The sequence below is a fragment of the Micromonospora trifolii genome, assembly GCF_050516465.1.
In the GTDB taxonomy this organism is placed as follows: Bacteria; Actinomycetota; Actinomycetes; order Mycobacteriales; family Micromonosporaceae; genus Micromonospora; species Micromonospora trifolii.
On the sequence record NZ_CP191526.1, the window covers coordinates 883,410 to 900,483 of the forward strand.

Annotated in this window: 17 protein-coding genes; 9 read left to right on the top strand and 8 right to left on the bottom strand. The window is 71.1% G+C overall.

Annotated features, from left to right (window positions below; genetic code table 11):
* The first annotated feature begins 91 nt into the window (after positions 1-91).
* On the top strand, positions 92-1,810 hold the full coding sequence (argS, locus tag ACQRWP_RS04095; RefSeq protein ID WP_430500867.1) for an arginine--tRNA ligase: 1,719 nt from the start codon (positions 92-94) through the stop codon (positions 1,808-1,810).
* Positions 1,811-1,831: 21 nt separating this feature from the next.
* Here the strand turns inward: argS and ACQRWP_RS04100 are convergent, their stop codons facing one another.
* The 3 genes from ACQRWP_RS04100 to ACQRWP_RS04110 all read right to left on the bottom strand — a co-directional run bounded on the left by ACQRWP_RS04100 (position 1,832) and on the right by ACQRWP_RS04110 (position 4,774).
* On the bottom strand, positions 1,832-2,173 hold the full coding sequence (locus tag ACQRWP_RS04100; RefSeq protein WP_112585316.1) for an ArsR/SmtB family transcription factor: 342 nt from the start codon (positions 2,171-2,173) through the stop codon (positions 1,832-1,834).
* A 199-nt stretch (positions 2,174-2,372) separates the two neighbouring features.
* On the bottom strand, positions 2,373-3,566 hold the full coding sequence (locus ACQRWP_RS04105) for an endo-1,4-beta-xylanase (protein ID WP_430500868.1): 1,194 nt from the start codon (positions 3,564-3,566) through the stop codon (positions 2,373-2,375).
* A 377-nt stretch (positions 3,567-3,943) separates the two neighbouring features.
* Positions 3,944-4,774 (bottom strand): PIG-L family deacetylase, encoded by an 831-nt coding sequence (locus tag ACQRWP_RS04110; protein WP_430500869.1) that lies wholly within the window; start codon positions 4,772-4,774, stop codon positions 3,944-3,946.
* Positions 4,775-4,963: 189 nt separating this feature from the next.
* On the opposite strand from ACQRWP_RS04110, the gene ACQRWP_RS04115 reads away from it, so the two are divergent.
* Complete coding sequence (locus ACQRWP_RS04115) at positions 4,964-5,869, top strand: alpha/beta fold hydrolase (RefSeq protein ID WP_430500870.1); 906 nt, start codon at positions 4,964-4,966, stop codon at positions 5,867-5,869.
* A 16-nt stretch (positions 5,870-5,885) separates the two neighbouring features.
* Here the strand turns inward: ACQRWP_RS04115 and prfH are convergent, their stop codons facing one another.
* Both prfH and ACQRWP_RS04125 read right to left on the bottom strand, forming a co-directional pair.
* Positions 5,886-6,503 carry a peptide chain release factor H gene (gene prfH, locus ACQRWP_RS04120; RefSeq protein WP_430500871.1) on the bottom strand — a complete coding sequence of 206 codons (618 nt, stop codon included), beginning with the start codon at positions 6,501-6,503 and terminating at the stop codon, positions 5,886-5,888.
* Positions 6,500-7,687, bottom strand: a complete 1,188-nt coding sequence (locus ACQRWP_RS04125; RefSeq protein WP_430500872.1) for an RNA ligase RtcB family protein — start codon at positions 7,685-7,687, stop codon at positions 6,500-6,502. Before ACQRWP_RS04125 ends, prfH begins: the two co-directional genes overlap by 4 nt.
* Before the next feature lie 171 nt (positions 7,688-7,858).
* Between ACQRWP_RS04125 and ACQRWP_RS04130 the strand changes: the two genes are divergently transcribed.
* The gene (locus tag ACQRWP_RS04130; protein ID WP_430500873.1) at positions 7,859-8,389 is read left to right on the top strand and encodes an adenylate kinase; all 531 of its coding nucleotides are present in this window, start codon (positions 7,859-7,861) and stop codon (positions 8,387-8,389) included.
* A 97-nt stretch (positions 8,390-8,486) separates the two neighbouring features.
* On the top strand, positions 8,487-8,735 hold the full coding sequence (locus ACQRWP_RS04135) for a hypothetical protein (protein ID WP_430500874.1): 249 nt from the start codon (positions 8,487-8,489) through the stop codon (positions 8,733-8,735).
* A gap of 96 nt (positions 8,736-8,831) precedes the next feature.
* On the opposite strand, the gene ACQRWP_RS04140 is transcribed toward ACQRWP_RS04135, so the two are convergent.
* A complete protein-coding gene (locus tag ACQRWP_RS04140) occupies positions 8,832-10,055 on the bottom strand; it encodes an ice-binding family protein (protein ID WP_430500875.1) in 1,224 nt (407 codons plus the stop codon).
* A 240-nt stretch (positions 10,056-10,295) separates the two neighbouring features.
* On the bottom strand, positions 10,296-10,949 hold the full coding sequence (locus ACQRWP_RS04145; protein WP_430500876.1) for a methyltransferase domain-containing protein: 654 nt from the start codon (positions 10,947-10,949) through the stop codon (positions 10,296-10,298).
* Between the two features lie 119 nt (positions 10,950-11,068).
* Here ACQRWP_RS04145 and ACQRWP_RS04150 point away from each other — a divergent pair, with 119 nt between their 5' ends.
* On the top strand, positions 11,069-11,824 hold the full coding sequence (locus tag ACQRWP_RS04150) for an SDR family oxidoreductase (protein ID WP_430500877.1): 756 nt from the start codon (positions 11,069-11,071) through the stop codon (positions 11,822-11,824).
* A gap of 9 nt (positions 11,825-11,833) precedes the next feature.
* On the opposite strand, the gene ACQRWP_RS04155 is transcribed toward ACQRWP_RS04150, so the two are convergent.
* On the bottom strand, positions 11,834-14,065 hold the full coding sequence (locus ACQRWP_RS04155; RefSeq protein WP_430500878.1) for a hypothetical protein: 2,232 nt from the start codon (positions 14,063-14,065) through the stop codon (positions 11,834-11,836).
* A 92-nt stretch (positions 14,066-14,157) separates the two neighbouring features.
* Here ACQRWP_RS04155 and ACQRWP_RS04160 point away from each other — a divergent pair, with 92 nt between their 5' ends.
* The 4 genes from ACQRWP_RS04160 (at position 14,158) to ACQRWP_RS04175 (ending at position 17,057) form a co-directional block, all read left to right on the top strand.
* Positions 14,158-14,352 carry a hypothetical protein gene (locus ACQRWP_RS04160; RefSeq protein WP_430500879.1) on the top strand — a complete coding sequence of 65 codons (195 nt, stop codon included), beginning with the start codon at positions 14,158-14,160 and terminating at the stop codon, positions 14,350-14,352.
* A 27-nt stretch (positions 14,353-14,379) separates the two neighbouring features.
* Entirely contained in the window at positions 14,380-15,528 is a 1,149-nt protein-coding gene (locus ACQRWP_RS04165; RefSeq protein WP_430500880.1) for an FUSC family protein, read from the top strand.
* 91 nt (positions 15,529-15,619) lie between these two features.
* Positions 15,620-16,144 (top strand): hypothetical protein, encoded by a 525-nt coding sequence (locus ACQRWP_RS04170; protein WP_430500881.1) that lies wholly within the window; start codon positions 15,620-15,622, stop codon positions 16,142-16,144.
* A 70-nt stretch (positions 16,145-16,214) separates the two neighbouring features.
* Positions 16,215-17,057, top strand: coding sequence for a DUF4097 family beta strand repeat-containing protein (locus tag ACQRWP_RS04175; protein ID WP_430500882.1), 843 nt, complete (start codon positions 16,215-16,217; stop codon positions 17,055-17,057).
* Positions 17,058-17,074 lie beyond the last annotated feature (17 nt).

Sequence of the window (17,074 nt, forward strand, 5' to 3'; positions counted from 1 at the left end):
GCCGGTCGTTCGCTGGTCGTCCTCGGTCCGCCCGTATCTTCCCGTCAACGGCTCGCGTGACAGCGCGGGTCCGAGCGAGATCGGCGTACTCATGGATCTTGAAAAGTTGTTGTCCGACCGGCTGACGCCGGCGTTCGCGGCGGTGGCCGGCGGCCCGGTCGACCCGCTCGTGCGGCGGTCTCCCCGTGCGGACTTCCAGTCCGACGCGGCGCTGGCGTTGGCCCGGCGGCTCGGCCGCCCGCCGCGCGACATCGCCGCGGCGGTGCTGGCGCACGCGGTGCTCGACGACGTCGGGGTGTCGGCGGAGGTCTCCGGGCCGGGTTTCCTCAACCTGACGGTTGCCGACCGGGCCCTGGCCGACCTGGTCGCCGGGCTGGCCGGCGACGCCCGACTCGGCGTGCCGTCGACGGCGACGCCGCAGACCGTGGTGGTCGACTACTCGGCGCCCAACGTGGCGAAGGAGATGCACGTCGGGCATCTCCGCTCCACGGTCATCGGCGACGCGGCGGTGCGGCTGCTGGACTGGCTCGGGCACCGGGTGGTGCGGGTCAACCACCTGGGTGACTGGGGGACACCGTTCGGCATGTTGATCGAGCATCTGGTCGACCTCGGTGAGGCCGAAGCCGCGCAGAACCTGTCGATGGGGGACCTGGACACCTTCTACCGGGCGGCCCGGGTGAAGTTCGAAGCCGACGAGGCGTTCCAGGAACGGTCGCGGCTGCGGGTGGTCGCGTTGCAGGGCGGCGACGAGCGGACCCGGCGGCTGTGGCGGCTGCTGGTGACGCAGTCCGAACGGTACTTCCTGACCGTGTACGACCTGCTCGACGTGACGTTGTCCGGGGCCGACTTTCGGGGTGAGAGCGCCTACAACGACCTGCTCGCGGACGTTGTCGACGACCTGGATCGGCTGGGGTTGCTGCTGCCCAGCGGTGGGGCCGAGTGCGTCTTTCCACCCGGGTTCGCCGGTCGGGACGGCGAGCCGTTGCCGCTGATCGTGCGCAAGAGCGACGGCGGGTACGGCTATCCGGCCACCGACCTGGCCGCGCTGCGGCAGCGCGTCGGCGAGTTGGGCGCGACCCGGCTGCTGTACGTCGTGGGCCTACCGCAGCGGCAGCACTTCGCGATGGTGTTCGCCGTCGCCCAGGCGGCCGGTTGGCTCTGCCCGCCGGCCCGGGCCGAGCACCTGGGCTTCGGGTCCATCCTCGGTGCCGACGGGCGGATGCTGCGCAGCCGGGCCGGTGGGTCGGTGAAGCTCGTCGGGCTGTTGGAGGAGGCGGTCGCCCGCGCCACCGACCTGGCCCGGAGCAGGAACCCGGAACTCGACGCCGGGGCCGCCGACGAGATCGGCCGGGCGGTGGGCATCGGTGCGATCAAGTACGCCGACCTGTCCGTCGACCGGACCAAGGACTATGTCCTGGACTGGGAGCGGATGCTGGCGCTGGACGGCAACACCGCGCCCTACCTCCAGTACGCGTACGCCCGGATCCGGTCGGTGCTGCGGCGGGCCGGGACCGCCGTGCGGCCGGACGCGCCCATCGTGGTGGCGCAGCCGGCAGAGCGCGCGCTCGCGGTCGAGCTGCTCGGCTTCGCCGGGGTGGTCGGCGAGCTGGAGCGGAGTCTCGAGTTTCACCAGCTCGCCGGTTACCTGCACCGACTCGCGACCGCGTTCAACGCGTTCTACGAGCGCTGCCCGGTGTTGCGTGCCCCCGACGAGCTGCGGGACAGCCGGCTGCTGCTGGCCGAGCTGACCGCCCGGACCCTGCGGCAGGGGCTGCACCTGCTCGGCATCCGCACTGTGGAGCGGATGTGACGAGCCGGCCTCCCGGCCCGGTCAGCGGGCCCTCTTCGTCGCCCGCTTCCGGGGCGGCGTCAACAGGTCGGCGATCTGCGCGATCGCGGCGGGCACCAGGCGGTAGTACGCCCAGACCCCGCGCTTGTCGCGTTCGAGTAGGCCGGCCTCGGTGAGGATCCGAAGGTGATGACTCACTGTCGGCTGGGAGAGATTGAGCGCCGCGGTGAGGTCACTCACGGACGCCTCACCTTCCGGCGCGGACTGGATCAGGCTGAGCAACCGGAGTCGCGCCGGATCGGCGAAGGCCTTAAGCACCCCCGCTAGCCGCTCGGCATCGGCCCGCTTGATGGGATCGCCGGTGAGCGGCGAGATCGCAGGCATGGCAGTTTTCGCAGTTCCCACGCCTGCCATAGTGACACCAACACCATCAATAAACCGGCAGATCCGGCACCAGCCCTCCGATGGCGTCCGGATGGCGCATCGGAACCACCGAACGTGAGTCGATCGCCGACGTCCGTGGTGGCACAAGGGCCGTGTGGAGCTTCGGGAAGCTCCACACGGCCCTAGGTCGAGGTGGGCGTCAGCGGCGGGGTCTGGGTGCGATGCGGGGCAGGACGTACGGCGGCCCCGCGAAGATCAGGTCGGACTTCAACTCCTGGTACGCCCGCTTGGGCTGGTAGTTCTCGTCGTAGATGGTGGCCAGGCCCTCCGGCGGGTCGTCGAACCAGCCCGGCACCCACGAATGTTTGTCACTGAAACCCCAGACGGTGTACGACAGGCAGCTCCGCACGGCGAGGCACGCCTTCATCAGCACGCTGAAGTTCGCGGCCGACGCCTGTAGCCGGGGGTTGATCTCCTCCGAGTTGCCCGCCTGGACGCCCTCCGTCAGCTGGCTGCGGACGTCGACCTCGGTGAACGCGGTCGCGACGCCGAGTCCGCTGAACTTCTTCAGCGCGGCGGTCACCTGGAGGGTGTCGAAGTTGCCGTACTGGGTGCCAAGGTGGCCCTGGGAGCCGACGCCGTCGATCGGGACACCCTGGGCACGCAGGCTCTTGGTCATGTCGTACACGAACTGGGTCTTGTCGTCCGCCGGGTTGCCCGAGCCGAACGCCTCGATGTTGTAGTCGTTGTAGAACAGCAGGGCCTTGGGGTCGGCGGCCCGCGCCCAGCGGAACGCGTCAGCGATGTAGCCGGGCCCGAGGTTCTGCGCCCAGAAGCCCTTGTAGTGCAGGGTCGACGGGGTGTCCCACGGGTCGCTGACCGCCTCGTTGACCACGTCCCACTGCCAGATCTTGCCCTTGTAGCGGTTGACGACGGTGGTGATGTGCTTGCGCAGCAGCTCGCGCAGCTCCTGCTTGCTGATGGAGCCGTCGGCGACGCCGCTGGTCAACCAGGCGGGCAGCTGGTTGTGCCAGACCAGCACGTGACCGCGCACGCTCTGCCGGTTGCGCTTGGCGAACTCGACGAACTGGTCGGCCGGCCCCCAGTTGTAGGTGCCGCGGGTCGGCTCCAGGCTCTCCCACTTCATCACGTTCTCGGCGGTGACCGAGGCGAACTCGGAGGAGACAAGCTTGCGGTACTGCGGGTCGTTGGCGTCGTTGAGGGCATCCATGTTCACCGCGGTGCCGACGTGCAGGCCGTGGCGCAGGCCGAGGGTGCCGAGGCTCTGTGTCGTGGGGTCGTACGGCCGACTCGCGGTCGCCGGCACCGTGTTCAGCGTGGCGATGGTCGCGACGGCGACCAGGCCGACGGTCGACCACTGTCTTAATTTCATGTGCCTGCCTGCCCTTCCAGACGATCAATAGATAGATGTCGATCTAGGAGGTGAGGGTCCGGTGTTGACCGGGTGGAGACGCGAGCTGGTAGGGCGACGCCGGTAGTTCCGGCCGGAAACCGGAAACCCGCTCGAAACGTTAAGCCGATCTATGTCTGGCCGTCAACGCTGAAAACTTCCGGAAATTCATCACATGACCTGCGTGGCGCCGAGTGGCTAGAGGTCGAAACTTTCGGAGGCCGACGAGCGGCCGCTGCGGCGTGTGCGCAGGGGTGCGGCGGCACGGCACATCCCGCGGTGACGTCGTGGCGGCGCACACCGCCCGGGCATCGTCGACGCGGTGGCCGACGATGCCCGGTGACGTTGACGAGGACCGGTCAGCGCAGACCGGCGAAGAGGTCGTCCTCGGGGGTCGGCGCGCCCGTCCGGTCCCGGACCCGCACGAAGGTCTCCACGCCCATCAGCTCGGTGAACCGCTCCTGGCCCAGTTGCAGGAAGAAGATGTTCTCGGTCTGACTGGCGTGAGTGGCCAGCGCGTCGAACTTCTGCGCGCCGTACTTGCTCGTGTCCACCCAGGTGGTGATCTCGTCGTCGGGCAGGCCGAGTTGCGGCCCCGGCTCCTCCGCCGCGTCCGGCTCGGCCCACTCGACGCCGAGCTCCTTCATGATCCGACCGAACTCCGCGAACGCCGTACGCGGCACCGTGGTCCAGTAGACCTTCGCCGGGACGTCCGTCTGCTCGACCGCCGCCATGGTGATCCGATGAGCCTGGATGTGGTCCGGGTGGCCGTAGAAACCGTTCTCGTCGTACGTGACGACCACGTCCGGCCGGTACTGCCGAATCAGCTCCGCGAGCCGGGCCGCCGCCTCCGCCACCGGTGTCGTCCAGAACGCGCCGGGCAGGTCGTTTGTCGGCCAGCCCATCATCCCGGAGTCGGCGTAGCCGAGGGTCTCCAGGTGAGTGACGTTCAGCGTGGCGCAGCTGGCCTCCAGCTCGGCCTGGCGCATCGCCACCACGGCGGCCGGGTCGTGCCCCGCCTCACCCGGCTTGACCCCACCCGGGCCGTCCCCACATCGCCCGTCGGTGCAGGTCACGAGCACGGTGGTGACCCCCTCGGCGGCATAGCGGGCAAGGACGCCGCCGGTGCTCGTCGCCTCGTCGTCGGGGTGGGCGTGCACCGCCATCAGGGTCAGAGGTCGCTCAGCCATGCCATCACCCTACGGTCATCCGGCTACGGCCCCACGACCTCCACCGGGAACGTCCACGGGAGCGGGCATCCTACCCAGTTCGGCATCCGTCGAGCGGTCCTTGTGTGAACGGTGCTCAGGCCCCGGGCGGGTCGTTAGATTCGGGCGTGATCAGCACATCCGAGCAGGTTCGGACGCGGGGAGAAGTCGATGGCAAGGGCCGCTGGCGGGTTCACTGACCTGCGACAGGTCGAGGCCGGAGTGCTGAACGTCGGATACGTGGACGCCGGGCCGCCCGACGGCGACGCGGTGATCCTCCTGCACGGGTGGCCCTACGACATCCACAGCTTCGCCGACGTCGTGCCGCTGCTCACCGCCGCCGGTCAGCGGGTCGTCGTCCCCTATCTGCGGGGCTACGGCACTACCCGGTTCCTCTCCGACGACACCAGGCGAAACGGCGAACCGGCGGCCATGGGGCTCGACCTCATCGCCCTGATGGACGCCCTGAAGATCGACACCGCGAAGCTCGCCGGATTCGACTGGGGCGCGCGGACCGCCGATGTCGTCGCCGCGCTGTGGCCCGAACGCTGCCGGGGGCTGGTCTCGGTCAGCGGTTACCTGATCGCCAGCCAGGAGTCCGGTAAGGCGCCGTTGCCGCCGAAGGCGGAGTTGGCGTGGTGGTACCAGTACTACTTCGCCACCGAGCGAGGGCGGGAAGGTTACGACAAGAACCGGCGCGCCTTCAACAAGATGATCTGGCACACCGCGTCGCCCAAGTGGACGTTCGACGACGCGACGTACGACCGCAGCGCGGCATCGTTCGACAACCCCGATCACGTCGACATCGTGATCCACAACTATCGGTGGCGGATGGCCCTCGCCGACGGCGAGGCACAGTACGACGAGATTGAGAAGCGCCTGGCCACGCAACCGAAGATCACCGTGCCCAGCATCTCCATGGAAGGCGACGCCAACGGCGCGCCCCATGTCGAGCCCACCGTCTACGCCAAGCAGTTCACCGGCCCGTACGAGCACCGGACCGTCGGGGGCGGCGTCGGGCACAACCTGCCGCAGGAGGCGCCGCAGGCATTCGCGGACGCGGTGCTGGAGGTCTGAGTCGCTGGCCTCCCGGTCACCGGGGCGTCGGACGTTCCACCCGCACCGGATCGCCGCGAACCAGCTCGTCGTGGATGCGCCACCGGGCGGTGGTGACGGCACGTCGCGCCGCCTCGTCGCCCTGCTCGATGCGTTGACGCAGCAGGTCCAGGGCGATCCGGCGGTTGAGGCTGAACTGCCGCTCCTCGTCCACCACGACCACCAGGCCCGAGGGGCGGTGCGTTGCGCGTACCGCCGTGCTGGCCTTGTTCCGGTGCTGACCACCCGGCCCACCGGTACGGCAGGCGACGATGTCGACGTCCGCCTCGCGGAACGTCGTCGGCCGGGCGTCACGTTCGGGCGGCTGGGCGGTGACGTACCAGTTCTTCCGGCCAACGCCCGACCGGTACGGGCTGGGGGCCTGCCAGCACAGCGTCCCGGTCCACGAGGCCGCGAACGCCTCGGCGTCGACGCCGGAGATCCGGATCAGCACCGACCGGTAGGTGCCGGCGCGGTCACCGGGCACCGCCTCAACCTGCTGGATCGTCAGACCTCGGCGGACACCCTCGCCGCGCAGCCGGTGCAGCAGTTGACTCAGTGCCCAGGCGCACTCCCGCGGCCCACGCCCGGCCGACAGCAGCAGGGACGCGGTCACGACCGGCCTCGCCGGCTGCGCTGGCCCCGCCGGTCCGACCGTGCGGCGGACCCGAGGTCGGGCGTCTTGTAGGTGACCAGGGGCGTCGTGCTGACCACCGGCGTGGCCAGCTGATGCTCGACCAGGTCGGCGATCACCTGCTCGATGCGCTTGTACGCCGTGGGCGCCTCCTCGAAGAGCAACTGCCGGTCACCGCACACCACCAGCGACCCCACCGGGGTACGGCGTAGCTCCTCGACCGTGTGCTTGGCCCGGCCCCGCCGCAGGGCGTCGGCGCGCGACATCTTGCGGCCAGCGCCGTGGGCCACCGAATGGTTTGCCTCCGGTCCGGCGTGCGCGGCCACCAGGTAGGACGCCGTTCCCCGGGTACCGGCGACCAGAACATCGCGCCCGTCACCCGGCGCCGCGCCCTTGCGGTGCAGGTAGACCCCGTCCCGGACCTCGACCAGGTTGTGGCACTGGTCGACGATCGGCGCGGTGGGCTCGGCCCCCAACGCGTGCGCCACCCGGGCGGCCAGCACCCGGCGGTTGAGCGAACCCCAACGCACCGCGTCGTCGTGCATGCCCAGGTAGGCGCCGGGGTCGGGCGCCGCCCCGGCGCCGTGGACCTCGGTGTGCGCCCGCAGGATCCGCTCGCCCAGACCACGGGAACCGCTGTGCACGATGAGCACCAGATCGCCCGCGTCGAGCCCGAGCCGGCCCGCGTGCCGTACGTCGAAGACGGTGTCGACGCGGGCCAGCTCCACGAAGTGGTTGCCCCGGCCCACCGTCCCGAGACCGTCCAGGTGACCGGCCGGAACGTCACAGTCGACGGCGGCCCAGGCGGGGTCGTCGGCGTCGCGTACCGGGTCGAGGGCCTGGTCGAGGTCGGGGAACCGGGCGGCGAGCCGTTCCGGTACGGCCCGCTTGAGCTTGATCGGAAACACGGCGATGCCGCAGCCGATGTCGGAGCCCACCAGGAACGGGTACAGCACTGTCGACGCCATGGCCGCGCCGATGGGCGCGCCCTTGCCGGGATGCAGGTCCGGCATCGCGGCGACGTGCCGCATGCCGTCCAGGGCGGCGACCTGTTGGCACTGTGCGAGCGCATCGGACTCGATCCAGCTCGCGGGTGAGGCGAACACCGTGACGGTGGCCGGGGCGGACGGGGGCAGGGGCTCCCGAGGGAGGTGGTGCTGGGACAAGGAGGCTCATCTCTGGCTGCGAACGTGAAAGCGGACGGCGTCACGGCCCCCGGGAGGCGTCACCGGTGGCGCGGAGCAGGGGGTGGAGTCCGTCAGTACGTCATGGACGACACTCTGGCCGAGGCGCGCCAGGCACGACAACTGATTTCCTTCACGACGTACGCTGCCGCGATGAGCGCACCGCGTCGCATCCTGGTCTACGGGGTGTACGGCTCCGGCAAGTCCACCCTCGCGGCGCGATTGGCCGAACACCTCGGACTGCCCTGGTATCCGGTGGACGATCTGCTCTGGCAACCGGGCTGGGTCGAGGTGCCGGTCGCCCAGCAGCGCAGCCGGATCGAGGAGATCTGCCGACGGGACCGCTGGATCATCGACGGGGCGTACCACGGCTGGCGGGACGTCCCGATGGCCCGCGCCGACCTGGTCGTCGGCCTAGACTATCCACGATGGCGTTCGTTCGGGCGGTTGCTCCGCCGCACCGTCCGCCGGGTGGTCACCGGCGAGGTGATCTGCAACGGCAACCGCGAGTCGCTGAGCAGTGTGCTGTCCCCGGACTCGATCCTGGTGTGGCACGTCACCGCGTTCGGCCGGGCCCGACGGCGGATGCGGGCCTGGCAGGCCGACCCGTCCGCGCCGCCCGTGGTGTTACTGCGCTCCCCAGCGGAGCTGGACGTCTGGCTGGCCGGGCTGCCCCGCCGGTGAGGCCGCGCGAACACCCGCCGAACTGACCCGGGCGGGGCGGCGGCCGTCACCAACGACGGCCGGGTACCGGGCCGCTCTCGACGAACGCCACACGGCGATGACCGAGCAATTTGGTCTGACCGGAGCCCAGGTGACGGTCCTGGACGTTCTCGATCTCGCACCGGGCTACGTCCTCGTGCCGACCAGGTGGACGTTGGACTTCGCGCCGCCCCGGGGCGAGGCCGGCGGCGCGCAGTTCGCGCAGACCTACGTGGTACACCTCGGCGACCCCCGGCCACAGATCCTGCTCTACCTGTCCCACGAGCGGGAGGACGAAGCCAGGCGCCAGCTGGGGCTCACCGGCTGACCGTCCATGGCGAATACGTCGTCGGCCCGCTCCCGGTGGGAGGGGGGCCGACGACGTGACGTGGCCCGGCCGGGATCACACCGGCCGGGCCACCGATCAGGACTCCAGGCGTCGACGCCTGGCCAGGAAGAACGCGACCGCGCCCAGCACGACCATCACACTTCCGACGCCGGTCATGGCCGGGACCGCACCGCTGCCGGTGACCGGCAGGATGGGGTGCTTGCCGCCGCCACCAGGTTTACCGGGAGCGCCAGGGCTGCCAGGTGCGCCAGGGCTGCCAGGTGCTCCGGGTGCTCCGGGAGGTCCGGACGGACCAGGTGCGCCGGGGCTACCGGGTGCTCCGGGGGCGCCGGGGCTACCGGGTGCGCCAGGTGCTCCCGGGCTACCAGGTGCCCCTGGACTGCCGGGGGCGCCGGGGCTACCGGGTGCTCCCGGGCTGCCGGGTGCGCCGGGGCTACCGGGTGCTCCTGGACTGCCGGGTGCGCCGGGGCTGCCGGGCGGGCCGGACGGGCCGGGCGGGCCGGACGGGCCGGGTGGGCCGGTGGGCCCGGGTGGGCCGGTGGGCCCGGGCGGGCCCGTCGGCCCGGCGCAGATCGGCGCGGTGATGACGTTGGTGTCGAGGGTGACGGCGGCGGTGCGCGCCAGCGCGCGGCCCTGGAGGGTCGCGCCCGTGGCCATCGTGATCGCGGCCTGAGCCATGATGGTGCCCACGAAGGTGGTGCCGGTGCCGATCGTCGCCGAGCTCCCGATCTTCCAGAACACGTTGCAGGCCGAAGCCCCGTTGGTCAGGACGACGCTGCTGTTCGACGCCGTCGTCAGCGACGAGTCGACCTGGAAGATGAACACGGACGACGGGTCGCCCTGGCCGTTGAGCGTCAACGCTCCGGTCAGTTGGGCCGCCCCGATCCGGTAGACCCCTTCGTTGAGCGTGTTACCACCCAACTCCGCCGGGAGGTTGGTGAACGGGGTCCGGCCGGCGGCGTCGTTGAAGGCGATGGTCAGGTCGCTCTGGGCCTGGAGTGCGACCGCGTCACCGAGGTGCACCTCGCCGCCGATGGTTGCCGTTCCGAAGCCGGAGGCGGTGTTTCCGGGGAACCGCCCGAGGCTCTGGGCCAGGAAGCTGGGGCCGGTGTTGGTGGGCTCCGCCCCCGCCAGGACCGAGAAGTCGGCCGCCGTCCCCAGGTTGACCGGTGCTTCCTGCGCGTTTGCGGCGGTCGAGCTGAAGAGCAGCAGGCTGGCTGCCACTGTGGCGGCCGCACCAGCCGCGAGCGACGGCAGTACCACCCGCCGCCGTAGCCAATGTTTGGGTTTAGCTGTCACAGAACACCCCTCCGTGGGTACTACTCGCAGGAGACGTCCAGCGAGTGGCGTCCTGCGTGATACGGCTTGTATGGCGCCGATAAGCGCGCTGACCACCACATCACGCCGGGTGTTCAAATGAGGGCAAAACGGAACAATAGCCGAAGTGTATCTATCTGAATCGGACGGACCTTCGCGTTCTTGTTCGCCGCTCCCACGGCGGGCGGGCGGGTGCGGCCAGGCGGTCGAGCGAACCTCGGCCTATCGCCGGACCGCCGGGACCGGCCTGATCGCGCGGCCGAGGACGCAGGGGGAGGACGGGCTGTTGCTGGTGGCCGGGAAACGGAACGTGCGCAGCTCCTCCACCTCGAAGCCGGCCGCGCCGATGGCGGCGACGGTGTCGCGGTTGGTGTGGCAACCGGCGAACAGCTTCGGCCACAGTGTGGCGTCGACGAGTCGTTGGGTGCGGTGCAGACCGGTGGCCTCCTCGGCGGCCACGTGCTCGAAGAACCGCACCTGGCCACCGGGGCGCAGCACCCGGCTGATCTCGGCCAACGCGCTCGCCTGATCGGGCACGGTGCACAACACCAACGCGACCACCGCCGCGTCGAACTCGCCGTCCCCGGCGGGCAGCGCCTCGGCCAGACCGTCGACGACAGTGACCGGAACCGGCGCGGTCGCCGCAGCGCGCTCGGCAGCGGCACGGAGACGCCGTTCCGGCTCGACCGCGAGGACCTGAGTCACCCCCGGCGGGTAGTGGGCGAACATTCGCCCGTTGCCCGCACCGATCTCGATCACCCGGCCGGACAGGCCGGCGACCAGGTCCCGCCGGAACGCCGCCGTGCCGGCGCGGTCCATGGCGACGCTGAGCCGCTCGTACACCCGAGCGAACACCGGGTGGGACACCGTGGCCACATCGACCTCCTGATCTCCGTTGAACTGTTCTCCGGCGATTGTCCTGCATCCGCGCACGCTTTCCGTCTTACTGGTTGGCAGCACGATTCAACCCAGTGCAGACAGGACGTGGTTCGATCATGAAGATCGTTGTCATCGGGGGCAGCGGCCTCATCGGTTCCAAGCTCGTGGACCGCCTTGGCGCCCAGGGCCACGAGGCGGTGCCGGCATCGCCGAAGACCGGCGTGAACACCCTGACCGGCGAGGGAGTGGCCGATGCGCTCACCGACGCCGAGGTCGTCGTCGACGTGTCGAACTCGCCGTCGTTCGAGGACGCCGCCGTACTGCAGTTCTTCGAGACCTCGACCCGGACGCTCCTCGCTGCCGCGTCGGACGCCGGGGTGAACCACTACGTGGCGCTCTCCATCGTGGGGTGCGACCGGATCCCGGACAGCGGGTACATGCGCGCGAAGGTTGCCCAGGAGAAGCTCATCGTCGCGTCCGGACTCCCGTACTCGGTGGTGCACGCCACCCAGTTCTTCGAGTTCCTCCAGGGCATCATCGACACCGCCACGGACGGCGACACCGTGCACCTCGCGCCGGTGCTCATTCAGCCGATGGCCGCGGACGACGTCGCGGCCGCGGTGGCCGAGGTCGCGCTCGGCGCGCCGACGAACTCCGTGGTCGAGGTCGCCGGCCCGGAGCAGTTCCGCCTCGACGAACTGGGCCGATCCCTCCTCGCCGACCAACAGGACCGTCGTTCGGTGGTGGCCGACCCCGACGCCCGGTACTTCGGCGCCAAGCTGGCCGAACGCTCCCTCGTCCCGGCCGACGGTGCCCGCCTCGCCGGCACCGGCCTGGACGACTGGCGCACCCGGGCGGGCCGGGGACACTGAGCCGGCCCGCTACCTCGACGTCCCGGGCGGGCCGGCCCGCCCGCCGAGGCGCTGCACCAACTCCCGTACCACCCCGGTGAACGGCTCGTCCGACTCACCCGGCCAGTGCCCGTGGATGGGTGGGGCGACGCTGTCCCCGGGGGGTGTCACCACGTCATCGGGATCACGCTGCCGACGATCCACAGCGGCAGCCGGGTCACCGGGGGTGGCCGGCCCGGGTGCGGGATGCGGCGAGAAGATCCAGCCACCGATGGGGTCCGTGTCGCGCCACAGGTTCACCCAGCGCCAACCCACCCGCCGGCCGATCTCGTACAGTGCCGCGTCGTCGACGTAGGCGGGGAAGAGTCGTGCGTAGAGGCGGCGCAGCGGGGATCCGTGGGTGAGCAGGGCGACCCGGTCGCCGACCTGCGGCGGCAGCCGGAGCACCGTGGCGGCGAGCAGGACCGAGCCGTGGCTGTGCCCGGTGAGCAGCACCGCGTCGCCGCGCTCGACGAGGTAGGTGATCCGGCGGACCAGCTCCGGCACTGCCCGCTCGGAGTAGCAGGGCGGCGCGAACGGGTGGGCGGCCCGGGGCCAGAACGTGCCAAGGTCCCAGAGGACACCGATGTGCCGGCGGTACGGCTCGGTCCGGTACGCGAAGATGCCGCCGATGATCAGGCCGAGGATGATCGCCGCGACCACCCAGCCGGCGAAGACGATGGCGAACGTGACCGCGTCCGCCGGCAATCCGATGTTCCGCTCGATGACGTCGCCCGGGACCTGCCCGAGCAGGCCGATCGTGGTGGTGGCCGTGCCGAGTCCGGCGAGGCAGCCGTAGACCACGGCCAACGGCACCAGTTTCTCGGTGAAGCGAGCCCGGGCTATCGCGTCTCGGACCTGCCGCAGTCGGGGCCCTGCCTCGGCCGGCGGGTTCGGGAAGTCGCGCGCGACGATCGCCGCGGCGGCCCGCCGTCGACCGCGACGGGAGACCAGGATGACGAGGCCGGCGACGATCGCGGTGATCAGCACCGCGCGGAAGAAGCCGTAGATTGCCCAGGTGTAGGCCCGGGGTGGGCCGGCAGCGATGCCCTCCGCGGTTGGCACGTCGCGATCCAGGAAATCCGCCACCCGGCCGACCAGTTCGGCCGAGTACGCCACCGCCATGCTGATCCCGGTGGCGGCGACCACGAGAGCGCCCAGCCCGAACAGCGGGATGCCGCTGCGCTCCCGGCACTGCTGCCAGAGCAGCACCACGCCCAGCGCGGTCAGCAGCGCCGTCTGGGCCACGAACAGGCCAGTCAGCGTCGAGTCGTAGCCGGGGAGTTCCCGCTCCTCAGGCCAGGGTTGCGAACTGGTCAGCACGTGCGCCACGACGACCACGGTCAGGATGATGGCAGCGGTCCGGAGGGTGCGGGTGACCCGGTCGAGGCGTTTGTCGCCGGGGGCCCGGTCGATCAGGGGCGGCGTGCAGAGCAGCCCCACGCAGCCCGTCAGGATCACCCCCGTGACCGCCGTCAGCGCGATCGTGGCCGCCGAAGCGCCACTCGCGCCGCGGGCCAGGAGCAGGGCGAGGTCCAGCGTCGCGAAGGCCACCGCGACATGGATGGCGCGCAACCGGCCCACCAGGGGCTCGGCGTCCCACTGACCGAGGGTGCCGAGTCGGGACGCGGAGATGTCCTCATCGGGTGCGCGAAACGCCTCGAACGTCCGCTCCGGTCGGCAGCTGACCCGCCAGATCAGGCCGATCGCGGCGGCCGGGACCAACGCGAGCACCGCCAGTCGCAGTCCGACCGGCCGTCCACTCAACCAGGACAACCAACTGCGTCCGGACAGGCAGTCGGGCGACGCCAGACATTTCCAGCCGACGAGGTCCAGGGCGACGCCGGCGATGGCGAGCACGTACAACACGGTGAGGGTGAGCGCCAGCACCCGACACAGGGACTTGACCGTCGCCTCGGACCTCGGGTTCGCCGGGCGCATCCAGATCGCGACGTTGACCAGCATGAAGGGGAGCAGGAAGACCACCGCCAGGGTGCGGGCCACGGTGCCGGAGGGCAGGTCACCCCAGCGGTACGCCTCAAGCGTCACCCCGGGCACGCCGGTGCTGTCCGGGCACCGGTGGCGCACCCGGTAGAACCCCCCACTGCGGTCGCCGGCGACCTGCCCGGTCTGCCCCAGGCCCAGCACCTGTGCGGCGCTCGCGCCGGAGACTCCGTGCACCCGTAGCTCCACCACGTCACCGGAGTCGTCCGGCCCGCTCAACCGCGCTGATCCATCCGACGTCCCCCCGAGGCGTCTCGCATCCCTTGTCCCGAGATCCGGCCCCGACGTCACGCGCCGGGCCGCCGACCACGGTGACGGCAGAGCCGCGCCTACCCGATCCGGACGCCCTCAATCCCGGCCGGGGTGCTACCGCCCGGGCAGGGCCCGACCGGCGGTCACCCGCCAGCGTCGACCGGGAGACGGTGGCGGCCGACCGGCTCTGGGCGTACGCCGAGAAGGCGCTCGCCTCGCGCTGGGGACGGCCGGGCCGTGCCGGCGAGGATTGATCCGGTCGTGGCGGGGTAGGTGCCGCCATGGTCGCTGCCGGTCGGCGCGGAGCGGACGCGGGCCCGTCGACCCTCGGCCGGTGGTGGGACCGCGTGGTGGCCGCGTTGCGCGAGCGGGTCCGTCGGGTACGAACCATCGGCGGCCTGGCCCTACAGGCCGGCCTGGCGGCGGGGCTGTCCTGGTTCGTGGCGCACTCGCTGTTGCAGGTGTCGCAGCCGGTTTTCGCACCGATCTCCGCCGTCTCGACTCTGGCCGCGTCCGTCGGCCAGCGCTTGCGTCGCACCGTCGAGCTGATCATCGGTGTCACGGTCGGGGTGCTGATCGGCGACGCGCTGCTCCTGGTGATCGGCACCGGGTGGTGGCAGCTCGCCCTGATCGTCGTGCTGGCGATCGTCGTCGCGCTGTTCCTCGCGGGTAGCGCGGCGGTGGTGATCCAGGCCGGGGCGACGGCGGTGCTCATCGCCACGCTCAGCCCGGCCGTTCGGGATCTGGAGATCCCCCGGTTCGTGGACGCGCTCATCGGGGGAGGGGTGGCGCTGCTGGTCACCGCCGTGTTGCTGCCGCTGAACCCGCTGCGGGTGCTCAACCGGGCCGCGCGGCCGGCGTTGGATCTCCTCGCGTCCCAGCTCGACGCCACCGCCGAGGCGCTGTCCGAGCGGGACGCCACTCGGGCCCGTACCGCCCGGGGTGAGCTGCGGCAGAGCGCGGGCCGGTTGAAGGCGTTCGTCGAGGCGACCCAGGGCGCCCGGGAGGCGAGCACCCTGTCACCGGTGTACTGGCATCAACGGCACGGGCCGGTGGGCCGCTACGCGCAGGCGGCGGAGCCGATCGACCGGGCGATGCGCAACAGCGGCACCCTGATCCGACGATCGGTGACGCTCATCGAGGACGGCGAGCCGGTGCCGGAGTCGTTGCCGACGGCGGTGGCTGATCTCGCCGAGGCAGTCCGCCTGCTGAAGCGGCAGTTCGCCGCCGGCGCCGAGCCGAACCGGGCCCGGGAGCAGGCGCTGCGGGCGGTTCTGACGGCCGGGCACGCCTATCGGGACGGCGTCGGCTTCTCCGGTGCGGTGGTGGTGGCACAGGTCCGGACGACCGTCAGTGACCTCCTGGTCGCCTCCGGGCTGAGCCAGGAGGAAGCGAATCACCTGGTCCGGAGGGGTTTCGGCGACCTCTGAGAGTCAGCTCACCCCCGGCGGAGCCACCTGACGGCACCTTCCTGAGCCATGGCTGTTGCACTCTGAGCCAAAGTGGTGCCATGATGGTGCCATGGAGCTGAGGTCATACGTCGAGAACCTGCGTAACGAGTTCGCCGTGGCCGCGGAGGGCGTGGACCCGGAGGCCCGGGCGCTGGCCGAACGACTCTTCGCGCAGTTGGAGGCGGCCACCCGTCTCACTCTGCTCGAAGCGCTGTCGGACGCGGCCGACGAGATCACCCGTGACCTCGCACCGGGCTCGGTGCACGTTCGGTTGCGGGGGCGCGAGCCCGACTTCGTGGTGACGCCGGCCAGCCTGTCGGTCGAGGTGGTGAGCGAGCCCAGCGGCCCGCCACCGCTGTCGGTGCCGGTGTCCGCGCCCGACGGTGACGAGGGCGGCACCTCGCGGATCAACCTGCGGCTCCCCGACCACCTGAAGGCCAGCGTCGAGGACGCCGCCGGCCGCGCCGGGCTGTCGGTCAACGCCTGGCTGGTGCGCGCCGTCGCCGGTGCCATCGGGGCGGGCGATACGGAACGTCGTCCACCCCACCGGCCGGAGCCGCGCTCCGGCCAGCACTTCACCGGCTGGGCCCGCTAACTTCCCGTACCCCTTCCACCACGCCGCCGACCAGCGGCGACCATCGCCGACCACCTTTCGGGAGACCACCATGCCTGTTTTCGAAACACCAGAACCGATTTCCGTCCAGATCGAGCTGCCGATCGGCGATGCCTGGATCGCCGCGAGCGACCGCACCGACACGGTGGTGACGGTGCGGCCCCGCGACCCGTCGAGCAAGGCCGACGTGAGCGCCGCCGAACAGAGCACCGTCGAGTTCGCCGCCGGGCGACTGGTGATCCGGGTGCCGAAGAGTTGGCGCCGCTACGGGTTCGGCCCCGGGCCGTCGGTCGACGTCCAGATCGAGGTGCCGACCGGGTCGCGGGTGTACGCCGAGGCGGCGTGGGCGGCGTTCCGCTGCGAGGGTCGGCTCGGTGAGTGTCGGATCAAGACCGGCAGCGGCATCCGACTCGACGAGACCGGGCCGTTGGAGATCGACAGTAGCCACGGCGAGGTCGCGGTAGAGCGTGTGTTGGGCTCCGCCCGGGTGAAGGCCTCGTCCGGCAAGGTGCGCATCGGCGCGGTCGACGGCACCGCCGAGATCAAGAACTCGTCCGGCGACTGCTGGATCGGCCGCAGCGGTGGCGACGTCCGGATCAACACGGCCTACGGCGACATCACCGTGGACGCCTCGCAGGCCTCGGTGACGGCGCGCACCGCCTACGGCAACCTCCGGCTGGGTGAGGTCACCCGCGGCGCGGTCGACGCACAGACCTCCTACGGCGCGATCGAGGTCGGCATCCGTCGCGGGACCGCCGCCTGGCTCGACGTCAGTTCCAAGCACGGTCGCGTGCACAACGCGCTGGAGTCGACCGACAGCCCGGCGCAGACCGACGAGACGGTCGAGGTCCGAGCGAACACCTCCTACGGCGACATCATGATCCGCCGCGCCTGACCCACCGCCCCGCCGAC